Origin of the sequence: Hyphomonas sp., from assembly GCF_013823385.1 — a bacterium.
GTDB lineage: Bacteria > Pseudomonadota > Alphaproteobacteria > Caulobacterales > Hyphomonadaceae > Hyphomonas.
This window is the reverse complement of sequence record NZ_PNMA01000008.1, coordinates 77,520-93,603: the sequence shown is the minus strand read 5'-3', so window position 1 is coordinate 93,603 and position 16,084 is coordinate 77,520. Positions and strand designations below refer to the sequence as shown.

The 16,084-nt window shown below is 65.8% G+C and carries 15 protein-coding genes; 6 read left to right on the top strand and 9 right to left on the bottom strand.

Translation table 11 applies throughout. The features are described from left to right. Positions 1-37 precede the first annotated feature (37 nt). On the top strand, positions 38-964 hold the full coding sequence (gene argF, locus C0456_RS07280; protein ID WP_291050103.1) for an ornithine carbamoyltransferase: 927 nt from the start codon (positions 38-40) through the stop codon (positions 962-964). Between the two features lie 96 nt (positions 965-1,060). Next, positions 1,061-1,456, top strand: a complete 396-nt coding sequence (locus tag C0456_RS07275) for a VOC family protein (protein WP_291050101.1) — start codon at positions 1,061-1,063, stop codon at positions 1,454-1,456. Here the strand turns inward: C0456_RS07275 and C0456_RS07270 are convergent. Further along, complete coding sequence (locus C0456_RS07270) at positions 1,408-2,058, bottom strand: helix-turn-helix domain-containing protein (RefSeq protein WP_291050100.1); 651 nt, start codon at positions 2,056-2,058, stop codon at positions 1,408-1,410. The genes C0456_RS07275 and C0456_RS07270 overlap by 49 nt on opposite strands. A 202-nt stretch (positions 2,059-2,260) precedes the next feature. Between C0456_RS07270 and C0456_RS07265 the strand changes: the two genes are divergently transcribed. After that, the gene (locus C0456_RS07265; protein ID WP_291050098.1) at positions 2,261-3,181 is read left to right on the top strand and encodes an Hsp33 family molecular chaperone HslO; all 921 of its coding nucleotides are present in this window, start codon (positions 2,261-2,263) and stop codon (positions 3,179-3,181) included. A gap of 69 nt (positions 3,182-3,250) precedes the next feature. Here the strand turns inward: C0456_RS07265 and C0456_RS07260 are convergent, their stop codons facing one another. The 5 genes from C0456_RS07260 to C0456_RS07240 form a co-directional block, all read right to left on the bottom strand. Next, the gene (locus C0456_RS07260) at positions 3,251-4,153 is read right to left on the bottom strand and encodes an SDR family oxidoreductase (RefSeq protein WP_291050096.1); all 903 of its coding nucleotides are present in this window, start codon (positions 4,151-4,153) and stop codon (positions 3,251-3,253) included. An 84-nt stretch (positions 4,154-4,237) separates the two neighbouring features. Then, a complete protein-coding gene (locus tag C0456_RS07255) occupies positions 4,238-4,621 on the bottom strand; it encodes a hypothetical protein (protein WP_291050094.1) in 384 nt (127 codons plus the stop codon). Continuing rightward, a complete protein-coding gene (locus C0456_RS07250) occupies positions 4,614-5,789 on the bottom strand; it encodes a mechanosensitive ion channel family protein (RefSeq protein ID WP_291050092.1) in 1,176 nt (391 codons plus the stop codon). The genes C0456_RS07255 and C0456_RS07250 overlap by 8 nt, the downstream gene beginning before the upstream one ends. Beyond that, entirely contained in the window at positions 5,786-6,511 is a 726-nt protein-coding gene (locus C0456_RS07245) for a hypothetical protein (protein WP_291050091.1), read from the bottom strand. Before C0456_RS07245 ends, C0456_RS07250 begins: the two co-directional genes overlap by 4 nt. Positions 6,512-6,608: 97 nt before the next feature. After that, on the bottom strand, positions 6,609-7,811 hold the full coding sequence (locus C0456_RS07240) for a trypsin-like serine protease (RefSeq protein WP_291050089.1): 1,203 nt from the start codon (positions 7,809-7,811) through the stop codon (positions 6,609-6,611). Positions 7,812-7,967: 156 nt separating this feature from the next. Between C0456_RS07240 and C0456_RS07235 the strand changes: the two genes are divergently transcribed. Further along, positions 7,968-9,470 carry a serine hydrolase gene (locus C0456_RS07235; RefSeq protein ID WP_291050087.1) on the top strand — a complete coding sequence of 501 codons (1,503 nt, stop codon included), beginning with the start codon at positions 7,968-7,970 and terminating at the stop codon, positions 9,468-9,470. Positions 9,471-9,528: 58 nt separating this feature from the next. Here the strand turns inward: C0456_RS07235 and C0456_RS07230 are convergent, their stop codons facing one another. Then, positions 9,529-10,212: a hypothetical protein gene (locus tag C0456_RS07230; RefSeq protein WP_291050085.1), complete on the bottom strand. Its 684-nt coding sequence runs from the start codon at positions 10,210-10,212 to the stop codon at positions 9,529-9,531. A 101-nt stretch (positions 10,213-10,313) separates the two neighbouring features. On the opposite strand from C0456_RS07230, the gene C0456_RS07225 reads away from it, so the two are divergent. Further along, positions 10,314-13,103 carry a ligase-associated DNA damage response DEXH box helicase gene (locus C0456_RS07225; RefSeq protein WP_291050083.1) on the top strand — a complete coding sequence of 930 codons (2,790 nt, stop codon included), beginning with the start codon at positions 10,314-10,316 and terminating at the stop codon, positions 13,101-13,103. Here C0456_RS07225 and C0456_RS07220 read toward each other — a convergent pair. Then, positions 13,093-13,827: a 2OG-Fe(II) oxygenase family protein gene (locus C0456_RS07220; RefSeq protein ID WP_291050081.1), complete on the bottom strand. Its 735-nt coding sequence runs from the start codon at positions 13,825-13,827 to the stop codon at positions 13,093-13,095. The genes C0456_RS07225 and C0456_RS07220 overlap by 11 nt on opposite strands. A gap of 199 nt (positions 13,828-14,026) precedes the next feature. On the opposite strand from C0456_RS07220, the gene C0456_RS07215 reads away from it, so the two are divergent. After that, the gene (locus C0456_RS07215; RefSeq protein WP_291050079.1) at positions 14,027-14,731 is read left to right on the top strand and encodes a hypothetical protein; all 705 of its coding nucleotides are present in this window, start codon (positions 14,027-14,029) and stop codon (positions 14,729-14,731) included. Between the two features lie 294 nt (positions 14,732-15,025). Here the strand turns inward: C0456_RS07215 and C0456_RS07210 are convergent, their stop codons facing one another. Beyond that, positions 15,026-15,511: a hypothetical protein gene (locus C0456_RS07210; RefSeq protein ID WP_291050077.1), complete on the bottom strand. Its 486-nt coding sequence runs from the start codon at positions 15,509-15,511 to the stop codon at positions 15,026-15,028. Positions 15,512-16,084: the final 573 nt, after the last annotated feature.

Sequence of the window (16,084 nt, the reverse complement as noted above, 5' to 3'; positions counted from 1 at the left end):
GCTATGCGGCGCCCTTTCTTTTGCGGGGGCAGCGCCCATGACGATCCGCCATTTCCTTGATCTCTGGCCCATCGAGCGCGCCGAACTCCGCGCGATTCTCGATGAAGCCCACCGTATGAAGAAGGCCCGCGCCGGCTGGCCGAAGGGCAAGGTGGATGCCGGCGCCCCGCTGGATGGCCACACGCTGGCGATGATTTTCGAGAAATCGTCCACCCGCACGCGTTTCTCCTTCGACATGGCGATGCGCCAGCTCGGCGGCTCGTCGATCACCGCCACCTCCTCTGACATGCAGCTCGGCCGGGGCGAGACGATCGATGACACCGCCAAGGTGCTCTCCCGCTATGTCGATGCCGTGATGATCCGCGCCAATGACCATGCCGATGTTGAGCTTTTCGCCGAGGCCGCCTCCGTGCCGGTAATCAACGGCCTGACAGACCGCTCCCATCCCTGCCAGATCATGGCAGACCTGCTGACGCTGGAGGAACACGGGCTTACCCTGCAGGGCGCCCGCATCGCCTGGGTGGGGGATGGCAACAATGTCTGTGCCAGCTTCATCCATGCCGCGCCGAAATTCGGCTTCTCCCTCGCCATCGGCACGCCCAAGCGCTTTGCTCCGGATGAAGACGATCTGGAAATCGCCGCCGAGCTTCAGGGCCGGATCGACCTTTTCGAGACCGCCGAGGAAGCTGTCGCCGGCGCCGATGTGGTCATCGCCGACACCTTCGTCTCCATGGGCGACACTGACGCCGAACGCCGCCTCCAGATCCTTGAGCCCTATGCGGTCACCGAGGAGCTGATGGCGCTGGCCGCCGGCGGGGCAAAATTCCTCCACTGCCTGCCGGCCCACCGGGGCGAGGAAGTCGACGCCGAAGTCATCGACGGCCCGGCCAGCCTCGTCTTCGACGAAGCCGAAAACCGCCTCCATGCCCAGAAGGCGATCCTGCGCTGGTGCCTCGGGAAATAAATCCGGACGGCCAAGCCTGCCCCTTGTCGCGATCTTTCAAGACCCGGCCACGCCGCCATGCTCTTATTTGGCTTCCGAGCAATAAGGAGCTTCCGGATGATTTTCAGATACACCATACTCTATGTCGATGATGTAGCCGCCAGCCTTGATTTCTTCGTGCGGGCATTTGGCCTGGAAAAGAGATTTCTGCATGAGAGCGGGGACTATGGTGAGCTCTCCACCGGGGAAACACGGCTTGCCTTCTCCTCAAAGGCGCTGATGCGGCAGATCGGCAAGACCCCCGGCATTCCTTCCGTCCACGAACCGGTATTCGAGATTGCCTTCGAGACGGCGGATGTGCGCTCTGCGCTCGCCCGCGCGCTGGAGGCAGGCGCGCGCCTGCTTCAGGATGCACGCGAGGAAGCCTGGGGCCAGACGACCTCCTATGTCGCCGATCCCAACGGCTATGTGGTGGAGATCTGCTCGCCGGTCCAGTTGCCCAGCCCCGGTTGATGCAGGATCGCCAGCAGGGCTGTGTTTTGGCGCAGGCGCGCCGGAGACATGCCAAACCAGCGGCCGAATGCCCGTGTCATATGGGCCTGATCGCTGTAGCCGGCCATCGCGGCCACCTCTGCCACCGGGGCAGGGGTGGCAAGGGCCATAGCCGCTGTACGGGCCCGGCCAAGCTGGCGCCAGAAATCCGGGGGTGGCAGTTTCAGGGTCCGGAAATGTCTCTGCAGCGTGCGCCCGCTCACGCCCGCTTGCCGGGCGGCTGAGGCCAGGCTTGCAGAAGGGGCCGCGAGCAGGGAAATCAGGCTCGCCATTTCCGAGGCGCGCTCGGCCGCGTCCTGAAGGGCGGGGCCCGCCTCCTCCGGCGCCGCCGAAATGGCGCTCAGCGCATCTTCGGAGAGAACCGTTCCCGGCTGCAGGCGGTAGGCCCGGATCGACGTGTCCCTGGCCACCAGAACCTGCCGGGGGCCGGTATCCCATTCGGTGAGAAGTGTCTGCGCCATCCGTCCGGGGGCTGAGATGATCAGCACATCCCGGCAGCCATCAGGCAGCACCGTTACGGGCGTGTCCTCGCGCGCCTGGAATTCCCATTCAACATGGCTCATCGCGCCGGGATAGGCGAGCCTCCGCCGCTTCGCAACCGGCAGGGATCATTCTCTACGCCTGCCGGGCGATCGGCGCAAACCCTTGATGCTCCGGAAAATCCTTTTGAAATCCGGTGATTGCCGCTGCCCCCTTGCGATCAGGGCGCCTCGCTGCCACATGGGGCGCCTTGAACGCCCCCTTGCGCCGAACGGGATATGCCCCATGACCCAGCCTGCCTTCCAGACCGGTGATTTCACCGCCAGTTTCCAGATCGAGGACCGCCCCATCCGCGGGCGCGCCGTGCGCATGGGCCCGGACAGTCTGACCCCGATCCTGGCGCGTCATGATTACCCCGAAAACCTCGCCCGGATCCTCGGCGAAGCCGTCGCGCTGGCCGCCCTGGTCGGCTCGTCGCTGAAATTTGATGGCCGCATCCTGGTTCAGGCCGAGGGCGATGGCCCGGTGCGCATGCTGGTGGGGGAATACACCACCAATGGCGGCGTGCGCGGCTATGCCCGTTATGATGAAGAGGCCTGGGCCAATCTTGACCGGCTCAACAAGGGCAAGCCGCCCCATATGCCCCAGCTGTTCGGGCGCAGCGGCCGGCTCGGCCTGATCCTCCTGCAGGACAATCCGAACCTGCAGCCCTATCAGGGCATCGTGCCGCTCAACAAGGGTACGCTTGCGCAGTGTGCGGAGGATTATTACAGCATGTCCGAGCAGGTGCCCTCGCGCATCCGGCTTTCGGTCGAGCCTGTCGAGGGCGGAGACTGGGTGTGCGGCGGCATGATGATCCAGCGCATCGCGGGCGACGAGAACCGGGGCGACACGCAGGAAGCCTGGCGCGAGGCCGAGGCCCTGTTCGCAACGCTGACGCCCGGCGAGCTGGCAGACCCCGGCCTTCCGATGACGGATCTTCTCTTCCGCCTGTTCCATGAGCAGGGCGTGCGTCTGGAAGACAGCCGCGCAGTGGATGACCGGTGCACCTGCAATGAGGAACGCCTGCTGCAGACGCTGCGCGGCATGCCCGAAGAGTCGCTGCGCGATCTGGTCGAGCCCAATGGCACGCTCGCCATCGACTGCCAGTTCTGCAATCGCCATTATGTGCTGCCGATCGAAAGCGTCACCGGCCCGGCCAACTGAGGCTTGCGACATAAAAAACGGGCGCGGGAGAGCTTCTCTTCCGCGCCCGCTGCTTTTCTGGAGAAAGCCTCACACCGTGCGCTTGGCGCGGTCCTTGGCGTTGGTGGCTTCGATGGCTTCGCGGGCGGCGGCCCACTGCTCATCGCCCCAGGCCGTCAGCATGCTGAAATTGCCGCCGGAGGCATTGTACATCGCCCCGTCGATGGCAATCGTCTGGCCGTTCACATATTCGGCGCCCGGCGCCATCAGGAATACGGCGAGGTTGACGAGTTCATGCATCTCGCCCACGCGGCCCATCGGGTTGGCCACGCCCCGGTCCATCCGCTCGGCGCCCTCGGCGTCGGGTGAAAGGCGTTTGGACATGCCCTCGGTCGGGAAGGGGCCCGGCGCAATCGCGTTGAAGCGCAGCCCGTAATGGCCCCATTCGACGGCAAGGGATTGCGTCATCACATTGACCCCCGCCTTCGACATGGCCGACGGCACCACAAACGGCCCGCCATTCCACACCCAGGTCGTCAGGATGGAGCAGACATTGCCGCGCCGCTTCTCGGCAATCCAGCGCTTGCCGATGTCATGCGTCATGTAGAAGCTGCCGCGGAACACGATGTTCGAGATCGCGTCAAATCCGCGGATCGAGAGATCCTCCGTACGCGAAATGAAATTGCCCGCCGCATTGTTGATGAGGCCGGTCAGCGCGCCATGCTGCGACCAGATCTTGTCATTCATCTCGGTGATCGCTTCGGCCACACGAATGTCGCAGGCATGGGGCACAACCTTGCCGCCATGCTTGTCCATCAATTCCTTCGCGGTCTCTTCCAGCACGCCGCCCCGGCGCCCGCAGATATGCACTTCTGCGCCCAGCTTCAGAAAGCCTTCGGCCATTTCCTTGCCCAGGCCCGTTCCGCCGCCGGTGACCAGGATGCGTTCATCCTTCATCAGCCCGTCGCGGAACATCAGTTTCGATACGTCCATTTCTGGTCCTCCCTCAGGTGTCTTTAACGAGCGTACAGGCGCCCCGATGCGGCCGCCAGCGGGGACGTCGCGGAAGCTGCCGCCTCATTTCCTCCAGGGCAGGCTGACCACCCGCCAGAGCACCCAGACCGGCAGCACAACCAGCGCGCCCGCCAGGGCCGGCTGCCAGAAATTCCCGATCGCCCAGCCCAGCGCCGCAAAGGATTGCCGCAGGATGGCGCGGAGGGCTTCGGCCAGGTTGAAGTCCGGATTGCCGGGGTCGAAATTCGCCGCCATCACGAAAAAGCCGGTAAGGATGCACAGCCCCAGCAGCTTCAGCCCGCCCAAGATACTGATGCCGAACAGGCGCTTCAGCAGCGGCCGCTTCGGGGGCGGCGGAACAGGTGTCTGCGCCGGGGGCGGTGGCGCCGCGGCCGGGGCTGCCTCGGGGCCCGCCTCGGGGGCTGGGGGCGGGCTCTCGTCAGCCACTGGTATCGCGTCCCGCCGGCGGGGAAAGGGCGGTTTCGCCCTCTTCGGCCTGGCGCTTATCGCGCGCGGGCACTTCCACCTGATACTGGGTCGCGGTCGGGAAGGGGATGGTGATGCCCGCCCGGTCGAGCGCCTGTTTGACATTTTTCATCAGGTCGGCGCGCACCTGGAAATTATTGGGCGTCGCCACCCAGGCCCGCAGGGTCAGCGACACCGCCCAGTCATCCAGAGACCGCACGCCCGCCCAGATCGGCATATAGCCGATCACCTGCGGATGGTTCTCCGCCGTGTTGCGCAGGATCTGCAGCGCCTTGTCGATGTCGTCCTCATAGGAAATGCTGAAGATCAGATCGACCCGGCGGAAGGGTTGGAGCGTGTGGTTGATCAGCGGCGAGCCCCACACCTTGTCATTGGTGATGGAGACGATCTTGTTGTCGATCTGCTTCAGCGAGGTGGTGAAGGGGGTGATGTTGGTCACTTCTCCGTCAAGGCCCGCCAGCGTCACGAAATCGCCGATCCGGAACGGCCGGAACACCGCCAGCATCACCCCGGCGGCCACCGATTTGAGCGTGTCCTGCAGCGCCAGGCCAATCGCCAGGCCCGCCGCGCCCAGTACGGCGGCCAGCGACGCGGCCGGAAAGCCCAGCTGGATCAGCGCCATCACGATGGCGACGGCAAAGATCACATATTTGATCAGCGAGGCGGAAAACGCGATCAGCGTGTCATCGGCCCCGGCATGGGCATGGGCCTTTTCGCCGAACTTGCGCAGCGAGCGGGCGATCATGTTGGCGCCCATCAGCGCAAAGAACAGGATGGCCACCGCCGCCATCGCGCCTGGCCCCCGGGCTTCCACCAGCGCGCGCCAGTCATAGCCGGCCAGGCCCAGCGGCAGGGGGGAGAAGAGGATCAGCGCAAACACCCGCGCCACCGAGGCCATCAGGTCCCAGGCCGAGCCTTCAAACTCCTTGTCCTTGGGTGTCAGCCGCTGGCCGGTAAACCGCACGATATGCTTTACCGCCGTCGCCAGCAGCCAGATCAGCACCACGGAGCCCAGCACCAGGCTCCATTTGACCATATGCGGCCAGGAAGCGGCCAGCCAGGCAGGCCAGGTGGATGTGTCGATGTTCAGTTGCGCCAGCAGGCGCGTCGCGTCGGCAGGTATCGTCATGGCGCCGGTCTAACCGGCTTTGCGCCGCGCGTCAGCCTCACCAGCAGCAGCAGAATGAGGCAGCCAAAGGCGATATGGCCGATGAGGTGCATTCCCGTTTCCAGCCAGTTGTGGAAGGCGATGCCCAGGATGCCCCAGCCGAGCGCCGCGAAATACCAGAGGCTGGCGCTGATGCGGCTGGCAAACAGCCAGGCAAACACGCCCGCGCTGCCCAGCGTCGTCCAGAACATCGGCCAGGGAAAATCCGAATCGCCCAGCCCCGTCAGGCTGCGCACGGTCAGCGGGATCGACACCGCCGTCGCCGCCGAAATCCACCCGGCCAGCAGCCCGCTGGCCGTCGCCCCGAGATAATAGCTGGCAGAGCGGCTCCCCCCGCGCAGCTCATGCGCGCTGCGCGCGGCCAGCCAGGAGAAGAGGAAGATCGGCCCCAGAAGAATGAAGTTCAGAAGCTGGATGTTGAACAGCTGCGCGCTCAGCATCCACAGGATGTTGCCCACGCCTGCCAGCAGCATCGGCAGCCCGGTCGCCCGCGGCCAGCTTTCCGGCTTGCGCAGCCCGGCAAGGCCGAAGGCGATATAGACGGCAAAGATCACGCTCCAGATGGAGAAGAAGGGCGGCATCGGCTGCTCCGGCGCCAGCCCCGCGCGGTTGGCCTCGCCCACAGGAATGCCGATGCCGAACACCGGCGCCAGCGCGCCTGCCAGCGGCTGCAGGATGCCCACGATCAGGACCAGGAGAGGTAATATCCGGCTATGCATGGGGCGGCCCTTTTCGCTCTCTTCCAAGTATAGGCCCGCCCAGCCCCCGTCCATCCCCGGATCAGCGGCAGGCGCCCGCATCGGCGTCACACAGCGCCATCACCGAGGCGATCCAGTCGGCATAGCCCTGCAGGTTGGTATAGCGCCCGTTATACTCCCCCTCGCAGAAATGCCCGGTCGTGCGGTTCTGTTCGACAACGGAGAGTATCCCCACCACCGTCTTGCTGCCATCGGCCTCGGTCACATAGAGCGGCCCGCCGCTGTCACCGATGCAGGGGCCCGCGCCATTGTCGCTCGCCACCGTGATCGCCGCCGGGCCGGCATGGGTGATCTTCAGGCGCGTGGTCAGAAGGTCGTTGGACAGCTGCCCGTCAAACCGGGTGAGGCCCCAGCCGGCCATCTCGGCCGCCGGATAGTTCGCAGGGGCCAATGGCCGGCGCGTCGCGCCAAACCGCGCCACCGGCACATTGCCCAGGCTCGCCACCTGTTCCTCGCTGAGGCGCACCAGCGCAATGTCATTGGCATAGCCATTGTCCGTTCCCTGATAGCCGGCATGGCACACCGCATATTCGGCCGAGACGCGCTTGGCCTCAGGGCTGCGCAGATTGGCGGCCTCGCCGATCACCCGGATCTCGTCGAACGGTTCATCAATGCAATGGGCCGCTGTCACGAACCAGTTGCGCGCCACGCGTACCGCTCCGCAATGGCCGGTGGCTACCGCGCCCGTCGGCTCGGCCCGGCGCGGCTCGATCTTCACGATGCCGGGAAAGGCGCCCAGCGTCGCGGCCAGCGCGTTCACCGCTTCGGTGCCCGCCACCGGTTCTTCCAGCTCGGTCGCCCCGGCGGCCATCGCCACGGTCGGCGTCGGCGCTGCCCCCTGTGGCAGGGCGCAGCGGCTGGCATTGACGAGGCCCAGGGAGGCCGCCCGCACCGCTTCCGGCGCCAGGCGCGCTTCATCCTCTGACGGCATATCCGGGGCAGGGGCCGCGTCCTCGCCGGGCTCGCTGCTGGCGCCCGCCGCCGGCATCTCTGCGGCCGCCGCGTCTTCTTCGGCCTTGCGCGCCGCTTCGGCCAGCTCTGCCTCTATCTCTTCGGGTGTCGGCTGCAGGTCCGTTTCGGTATAGCCGCCGGTGGCCTCGCCGGCCTTGTCGGCGGGACCTGGCGAAACCGGGTTCAGCCCCGGCAGTCTCACCTGATCACAGCCCGCCAGTGTCAGGCCCAGCAGCAGGCAGGCGCCCGCAAGGGCGTAATGGGTGCGTCGCATTCCGATGGTCCCCTTCTGAAAGCATCGCGTCGGCTCATAAACGCCGGGCGGGTGGCCCCGGTCAACAGGCGGTGATAACCGGCCGGAAACTGTCGCGCCGGGCTTGCCCGAAACGCCCGCCTGCCTACACTTGGGCCCAGCCTAGGAGACTCGCCCATGCCCACATTCCGCGCAGCCCTTGCGGCGCTGGCCCTGTCGATCCCGCTTGCCCTTCCGGCCATGGCCCAGGAAGGCGGCACCACCGAGGACACGCAGCGCGCCCTGGCCGCCGGCTGGAAGGCCACCTTCACCTGTTCGGGCCTCTTCGTCGCGGGCCAGACCCAGCAGGAACTCGACCAGAACGAGCTCTCCGGCATCTATCCCGACTATGCCCGCTATTTCGACCAGCTGCCTCCGGCGCGGATCGACCAGTCCCGCAAGACCGTTTCGGTCGACTATTCCCCGCTGATGCCGCCCCGCCTGGCCGCCTACCGCCCCGGCTTTGGCTGCACCCAGCTGCCCGTCGGCGCCACGGAGAAGGCCCTCGATTTCCTGCCCCGCTTTGCCGCCTGGCCCGAATACACCACCCAGGACCGGGGCAGCGCCATCGGCTCGAATGTGAAAGTCGAGCTGCGCCTGGAAGAGGCCGAGCGCCTCGAAATGCCCGTCACCGCCGCTTTCGATGAAATGACCTATGGCGCCGGCACCCGCACCAGCTCGGTCATCGTCGTGCGCGATGGCCAGGTCGTGGCCGAGCGCTATGCCCGCGGCGTGGAGCATGAAACGCCCCAGCGCACCTGGTCGGTCGGCAAATCCCTGACCGCCACAATTATCGGCGCCGCCCGCCGCCAGGGCCTGATCGACATCGACTATCCCGCTGTCATCGCCGCCTGGAACAAGGGCGCAGACCCACGCCGCGAGATCACCATCCGAAACCTGCTGCACATGGCCAGCGGCCTCGACAGCGGCGAAAACGGTTCGCGCACGGATCGCCTCTATTTCGGCGGCGGCCGCGTGGTTGACCAGGCCGCCACCAGCATCCTTGAAGTCGAGCCCGGCTCCCGCTTCAAATATGCCAACAATGACACCGTCATCGCCATGCGCGCCCTGCGCGAAGCGATGGCGGATGATACCCGCTTCCACCGATTCCCGTATGAGGCCGTCCTGCACAAGATCGGCGCCGTGCGCACCACGATGGAGATCGACTGGAACGGCGATTTCATCTCCTCCAGCCAGGTCTGGGCCACGGGCCGCGATCTGGCCCGCATCGGCCAGCTTTACCTGCAGGATGGCATGTGGGCGGGTGAACGCCTGCTGCCGGAAGGCTGGGTTGAGTTCGTCCGTACACCCGCCCCGGCCCAGCCGGCAGACGCCGCCTCCAGGGGCGGCTATGGCGCCCAGTTCTGGCTGATGAACAATGTCCCCGGCGTGCCCGAAGGCACCTTCTACGCCGCCGGCAATCGCGGCCAGTATATCGTCATCCTTCCGGCGCTGCGCACCGTGGTCGTCCGCCAGGGCTATGACACGATCGGCGGCGCCCGGTTCGACATTGAACGGTTTGTTCTGGATGTCACCCGCGCCCTCCAGGCCGCCGATGCAGACCGGGGCCTTGCCGCCGAAGACCTGCGCCGCGCCGCCGAAGCCGAAAACGCCGCCGCCGCCACCCGCCGCCCGCGCTGACGCGTCCTTCCGCCGGCCGCTGCCGAGGCAGTGGCCGGCGTATATTCCTCGTCTTCGCTCAGGGCGCTCCGTAGCCGGATTGAGGCGCTGCCTTCAGGTTTGACACCTTGCGCGTTTCGCTCTGGCGGAAGTCCTGCATCATCGCATTGCCCGCCACCAGCAGCGTGAACGTGTCCACATGGCTGCGCCCGTCCGGCGCGGCCTTGCACGCCACCTTCATGCTGAACGTGTCGATCTTGGCCGCCATCGCCGGTTTGAACGCCTTGGGCGCAGCCAGTTCATAGGCCAGCACATTGCCCGTCGCCTTGTCGAGCACGGCGGTGCCCGTCAGGTGTTTCACCATGGCGCGCATATTCTTGTCCTCGCCGGGCAGGGGGGTGAAGCTGTAGGTCGCCGTGCTGGCATTTTCCGAAATCCGCGTGGCGCCCGGCGGAATGGCTTCGGTAAATCTGTTGCACCAGATGTCGCCCTTGGTTTCGCTTTTCAGCCGCTCGGCGCGCTTGGCGGCCTCGCCCTCAAGGCTTGCAATGTCCGGCGTAATCGCCACCACCCGTTCGTCTTCGGGCCGCGCCTGATCGACCTTGAAACTCAAGCGCTGCTTGCCGTCATCAAATGACATGTCGAAAAGATAGGCCGGGCCCTCCCTGGGCACCTTGCGTGCCTTTTCCAGCAGCGCGTCGGCACCGGCGGGCAGGGCGAGGCCGATAACGCAAAGTCCGGTCAGAAAGAGGCGGGGACGCATCGGCAGGCTCCATCGATTTTGCAGGGCGAATGCAACTTCTTCCTTTCCGCCGCAAAATGAAAGAGCCAGACGCCGCGCCTTGCCCTAGTTTAATCTTCGCCATGGCCGACACTGCCCCGCCTTCCTTCCGCCTGCCGCCCGCCTTCGAGGCGTGGTTTGCCGCGCGCGGCTGGTCGCCCCGCCCGCATCAGCTTGCCCTGGCAGAGGCGTCGCTGTCCGGCGCCAGCGCCCTCCTCATCGCCCCCACCGGCGGCGGCAAAACCCTCGCCGGCTTCCTCGGCACCTTGATCGAACTCAGCAACCCTTCTTCTCCTCCCCCGCCTGCGGGGGAGGTGGCGCCGAAGGCGACGGAGGGGGGAGCCCCGCGTCCGGCTTTGCACACCCTCTACATCTCCCCCCTCAAGGCGCTCGCCGCCGACGTTCAGCGCAATCTCATGACGCCGGTGTCCGAGATGGCCCTGCCCATCCGTATCGAAACCCGCACCGGCGACACGCCCCCCCATGTCCGCCAGCGCCAGCGCAAGACCCCGCCCGACATCCTCCTGACAACCCCTGAACAGCTCGCCCTCCTGATCGCCTCCGATCACGCCGCCAGCTTCTTCGCCGACCTCAAATGCGTGATCATCGACGAGATCCACGCCATCGCCCCGTCGAAACGCGGCGACCTCCTCGCCCTCGGCCTCGCCACGCTGGCAACCTGGTCCCCCACCTGCCGCTTCCTCGGCCTCTCCGCCACCGTGCGCGATCCAGAGCAGCTTGCGGGCTGGCTCAACGTCCGCCGCCCCGCAGAACAACCCTCTTCTCCTCCCCCGTTCACGGGGGAGGTGGCGCCAAAGGCGACGGAGGGGGGAGCCCCGCATACTGCCGCTTCCCCCCTCCGCCCTTCGGGCACCTCCCCCGTAAACGGGGGAGGAGAAGAAAGCCGTGTACGAATAATACAAACCCCCACCGCCCTCTCCCCCGACATCTCCATCCTCGTCTCCCGCGAGCGCATCCCATGGTCGGGCCATTCCGGCCGCTTCGCCGTCGGCGAAGTCTACGAAGCCATCCGCGACGCCACGATGACGCTCGTCTTCGTCAACACGCGCAGCCAGGCCGAGCTGCTTTTCCAGGAGCTCTGGGCAGCGAACGAGGACGGCCTCCCCATCGCGCTCCATCACGGCTCGCTTGCCCGCGACCAGCGCGAGCGCGTCGAAGCCGCCATGGCTGCGGGCCAACTCAAGGCGGTGGTCTGCACTTCCACCCTCGATCTCGGCATCGACTGGGGCGAGGTCGATCTTGTCATCCAGATGGGCGCCCCCAAGGGCGCCGCCCGCCTCATCCAGCGCATCGGCCGCTCCAACCACCGTATGGACGAAGCCTCCAAGGCCATCCTTGTACCGACAAACCGTTTCGAAGTCCTCGAATGCCGCGCTGCTGAAGCCGCCGTCGAAGCCGGGGAGATTGACGGCGAAGGCCCGCGCAGTGGCGCGCTCGACATTCTCGCCCAGCATGTCATGGGCCGCGCCTGCGGCGAAGGCTTCCATCTGCCCGCCCTTTACGACGAAATCCGCCAGGCCCAGCCCTACGCGTCCCTCGACTGGGAAACCTATGAACGCCTCGTCGATTTCGTCGCCACCGGCGGCTACGCCCTCAAAACCTATGACCGCTTCCACCGCATCGTGCGCCGCGCCGACGGCCTCTGGGTCGCCCGAACTCCAAGAGACAAACAGGCCCACCGCATGAATGTCGGCGCCATCGTCGAGGCGCCAATGCTCAATGTCCGCCTGGCAAGTTTCGCGGGGCGAGGCGCAGCGCAACCTTCTCCTCCCCCGCCTGCGGGGGAGGTGGCCGCGAAGCGGTCGGAGGGGGGAGCCCAGCGTACTGCCGCTTCCCCCCTCCGCCCTTCGGGCACCTCCCCCGCAGGCGGGGGAGGAGAGACCCGCCGCGCCCTCCGAGCCGGCCGCAAACTCGGCGAAATGGAAGAATACTTCCTGAGCCTCCTCACCCCCGGCGACACCTTCCTCTTTGCCGGCGAAATCCTCCGCCTGCTGGGCATTGACGGCATGGACGCCCTCTGCGTCCGCGCCGAGGCGGAGAGCCCCGCCATCCCGACCTATAATGGCGGCAAGTTTCCGCTGAGCACCTTCCTGGCAGACCGTGTCCGCCACATGATCCACAATCCGGACGAATGGAAACACCTGCCGGACCCCGTGCGTGAGTGGTTCGAAATCCAGGCGCTGCGCTCAGCCATTCCGCCGCCGGATCATCTGCTCGTGGAAACATTCCCGCGCGCCGACCGGCACTATCTCGTCTCCTATCCCTTCGAGGGGCGCCTGGCCCATCAGACCCTCGGCATGCTCGTCACCCGCCGGCTCGAGCGCGCCGGCGCAAAGCCCACCGGCTTCGTCGCCAGCGAATACGCCATGGCCGTCTGGGGCATGGAGGACATGCGCGGCCTCGACATGGACGCGATCTTCCACCCGGATATGCTGGGCGATGATCTGGAAGAATGGCTCGACGAAAGCGCCCTGATGAAGCGCACCTTTGCCCATTGCGCCCAGATCTCCGGCCTCATCCACCGCAACCTTCCGGGGTCGGAGAAAAACTCCCGCCAGGTCACCTTCTCGACAGACCTCATCTTCGATGTCCTGCGCAGCCACGAACCCGGCCACATCCTCCTTGAGGCCACCCGCGCCGACGCCGCCACCGGCCTGCTGGACGTCCGCCGCCTCTCCGGCATGCTCGCCCGCATCCACGGCCACATCGTCCACAAGCCGCTCGCAAAGATCAGCCCCTTCGCCGTGCCCGTGATGCTCGAAGTCGGCCGCGAACCCGTCTTCGGCGCCTCCGCCATGGAAGCCATCCTGCGCGAAGCCGAAGAAGACCTCGTGCGGGATGCTATGGGGTAGGGGCGGGCGGCGGCCCCTTGCGCAGCCACCCCGTCACCGCCTGCCGCGTGCCCCTGGCGAAGGGCGCCACCGCGCTCACCGCATGCTGCTGGGGCACCTTGAAGAAGGAGAGGGTGTTGAACATCGGCGTGAACGCCTCCTGCACATGCCCGTCCTGGCCGGTAAACATCAGCAGGCCGCCCATATCGGCATTCCAGTCCGGCGTCAGGTTTGCCACGAAGGCGGCAATCCGCCGGAATTCCGGCAATTCGTCATCATGCGAGGTCAGGAAATGCCCGGCCCGGTAGCGCGTCAGCTGCCCGTCACAGAAGGTCTCTCCCGGCACATGATCGGCCCCCATGATGTCATGCAGCAGGGCGATGAAGGCTTCCGAATTCAGCGTCTCGGCCATCTGCCGCAACGGCCCGTCCGGCAGCTTTCCGGCCCGCAGATTGTCATACAGCAGGTGGCGTTCAAACCGGTACTGGAAGCCCGCCCGTGCCTCGGCCGCCACCAGCTCTTCAAACGGCGCCAGCCGCTCGGCGGGCAGGGCGGCCATCTGCGCGGCGTCAAACTCGCGGTGCTGCCCCTGAATGCGCGTCACCAGCAGCCAGCCATCATGCTGCCGGGCCGTCTCCAGCACCGATCTGGCAAAGTCCGGCTCGAATATGTCCGGCACCAGCACGCGGCCGGTCTGGTCAAAGCGATGTTTCAGGGAGGGGAGATCATTACGCGGGGCAAGCATACACAGAGGGTCCAGAATGTTATATCCATTCCTCAACTCACCCGGGCACACCCCTAGACCCGGCACCCGCCCATAACAATCTGGTATTTGAGGTTATCCCCTTAAATTTTCCTCATGAATGCCTTTGGATTCAAAGGGTCAGCCCCGGCGGAAGGCGCCCTTATCCACCCCCTCTCAAGTCATGCCTATACTCGCCTCCATGAGCGAGACAGATCCGCAGACGGAAGATGAGACAGGCGTGGTGGCCCTGCTGCGCCGCGCGACCGGGCTGGCGCTCGGTCTCATCGCCATGGCCCGCGCCGCGCTCGCCCAGTTCGGCGCTGCGCCCCCGCCGGCGGCCTATACAAGGCTCATCCTGCGCCGCTTTGTGGTGCCCGCTGAAGCCACCGTGCGCCGCGCGATCCTCGTGCTCGCCGGCACGCTGCCGCTGCCGGCCGTGCGCCCCGCCTCTGCCGCCCGCGCCGCGCCCAAAGCCCCGCCTCGGGCCAGGCCGGGCATCCGCTATCCGGTCTTCTGCCTGACAGAGCCTGCGCCCCGCGCCCGCCGCCCGCGCCCGGCGCCGGAAGCCCCGCTGCCCCGCATCCTCTTTCTCGACACGCCCACGCCTGCCGCCCCGGCGCCAAAGAATCGTCCGGCAACGGATGAAGAGGAGGCGGCCAGCGAAACCCGGCTGCTGCGCCGCCTCTTCGCGCTGGAGCGCGCTTATCTGAACCCCTGGCGCGAGGCCCGCCGCTATCTGCGCCGCTGCGCCCGCGACGAAGCCAGGGGCAGGGCGCCCCGCCGCCTCGCCTTCACGCGCATCCCCGGCAACACGCGCCATCTCTACGCGCCCTTCCGCGATATCCTTCAGGACATGAACCTCGCCGCCGAGGATTCCCTCCGCTGGCGGAGGGATACTTCATAAACTGTCATCCCGGCCAAAGGCAGCAAAGCTGCCGATTGAGCCGGGACATCCCGGCCAAAGGCGGCAAAGCCGCCGATTGAGCCGGGACATCCCGGCCAAAACGCGCAGCGTCATTGCGCCGGGACCGCCTGCACTCCAGCCCAAATCCCCCGAAGGCCCCGCCTCTCGGGCCAAAACGGCTGCGCCCGGCCGCCAGAACCCCTCTCCCCACGCACAACATGCCCCCTCCCCACGACTGTGGGGAGGGTTGGGGTGGGGCAGTTATCGGCTCTTTCCCGGCCCTCTCAGCCGCGCCTAATGCCCCGGCCCCAGCTTCGCCAGCGCCTGATCCACATACGGTTTGCAGTCTTCCGGCACGCCCAGGAAAGGCTCCTGATTGAAATAGATCCGCCGGCTGACCTGATATTTGAGATCGTTCACGATCTTGGTCTCCACCGCGTCGGTGGGCCCAAGTTCCAGCGCGGCGAGATAATCGCGCATCGCGCATTGCGGATAGGCCTGCGGCCAGTTGCCGATGAACAGCCCGCGCATCGAGCCGCGCCGGTAAAGCACTTCGGCCTTCTGCGCATCGGAGAGGTCAGGCCGCGCCATCAGCTGGGTCAGCGCCTCATCGGCCTTGCGCTCGGGCTTGTGGCTGAAATGCGCCGTCTGCAACAGCGGGCGGAATTCCTCATCGCTCAGCGTGGTTGCCGCCGCCGCCGCAGGCGCCTCAGCCGGCGCCGATGCGCACGCCGCCACCACCAGCGCGGCCAGCCCGCCCGTCACAATCGCTCTCATCATCTCAGATCTCCCCTTTGGCTGTGAACACGCCGCCAGAAAACCCCACCCCGCCACAGGCCTCCATCCCCCGTTCCGGGGGGCTTGTGAGCGAAGGGTTATACTACACGTGGTGAGAAGTGGGTCGCCTAAGCATAGCAACTAGAGGTGATAAGAGATAAGCGCCTACACTCAAGTTAAAGAGCATAATGAACCATCTTTTGGTTGATACCGTGGATGAGTACTTTTCGAGGATCTCGCCATGATATGTCGATAAGTAGCCAAATGAGATGATATCAAATAGCCGCAACGTGAAATCAGTATGCAGATGGAAAACTCGATTAGTTGAATCGACTGGATCGAGTATCGTTCCCCAAGTGCCAAATATAATGGGGATAAAGGCCAAAGCTGAAAAGAAGCAGACAAACTGTAGCCATCGTGGCAGCTCGGGCTCGTTTGGCGCCTTCAGTGAATAGGGAAGTCGCACTATCGACCAGAAACTTATGAGAGCTAAGACAACAGCAGCTGCATAAAGGAATAAAGATAGCGGTTTTGCTGACCCAGACGCCAGTGTTGATATGTAGAGAAATGCGCTGG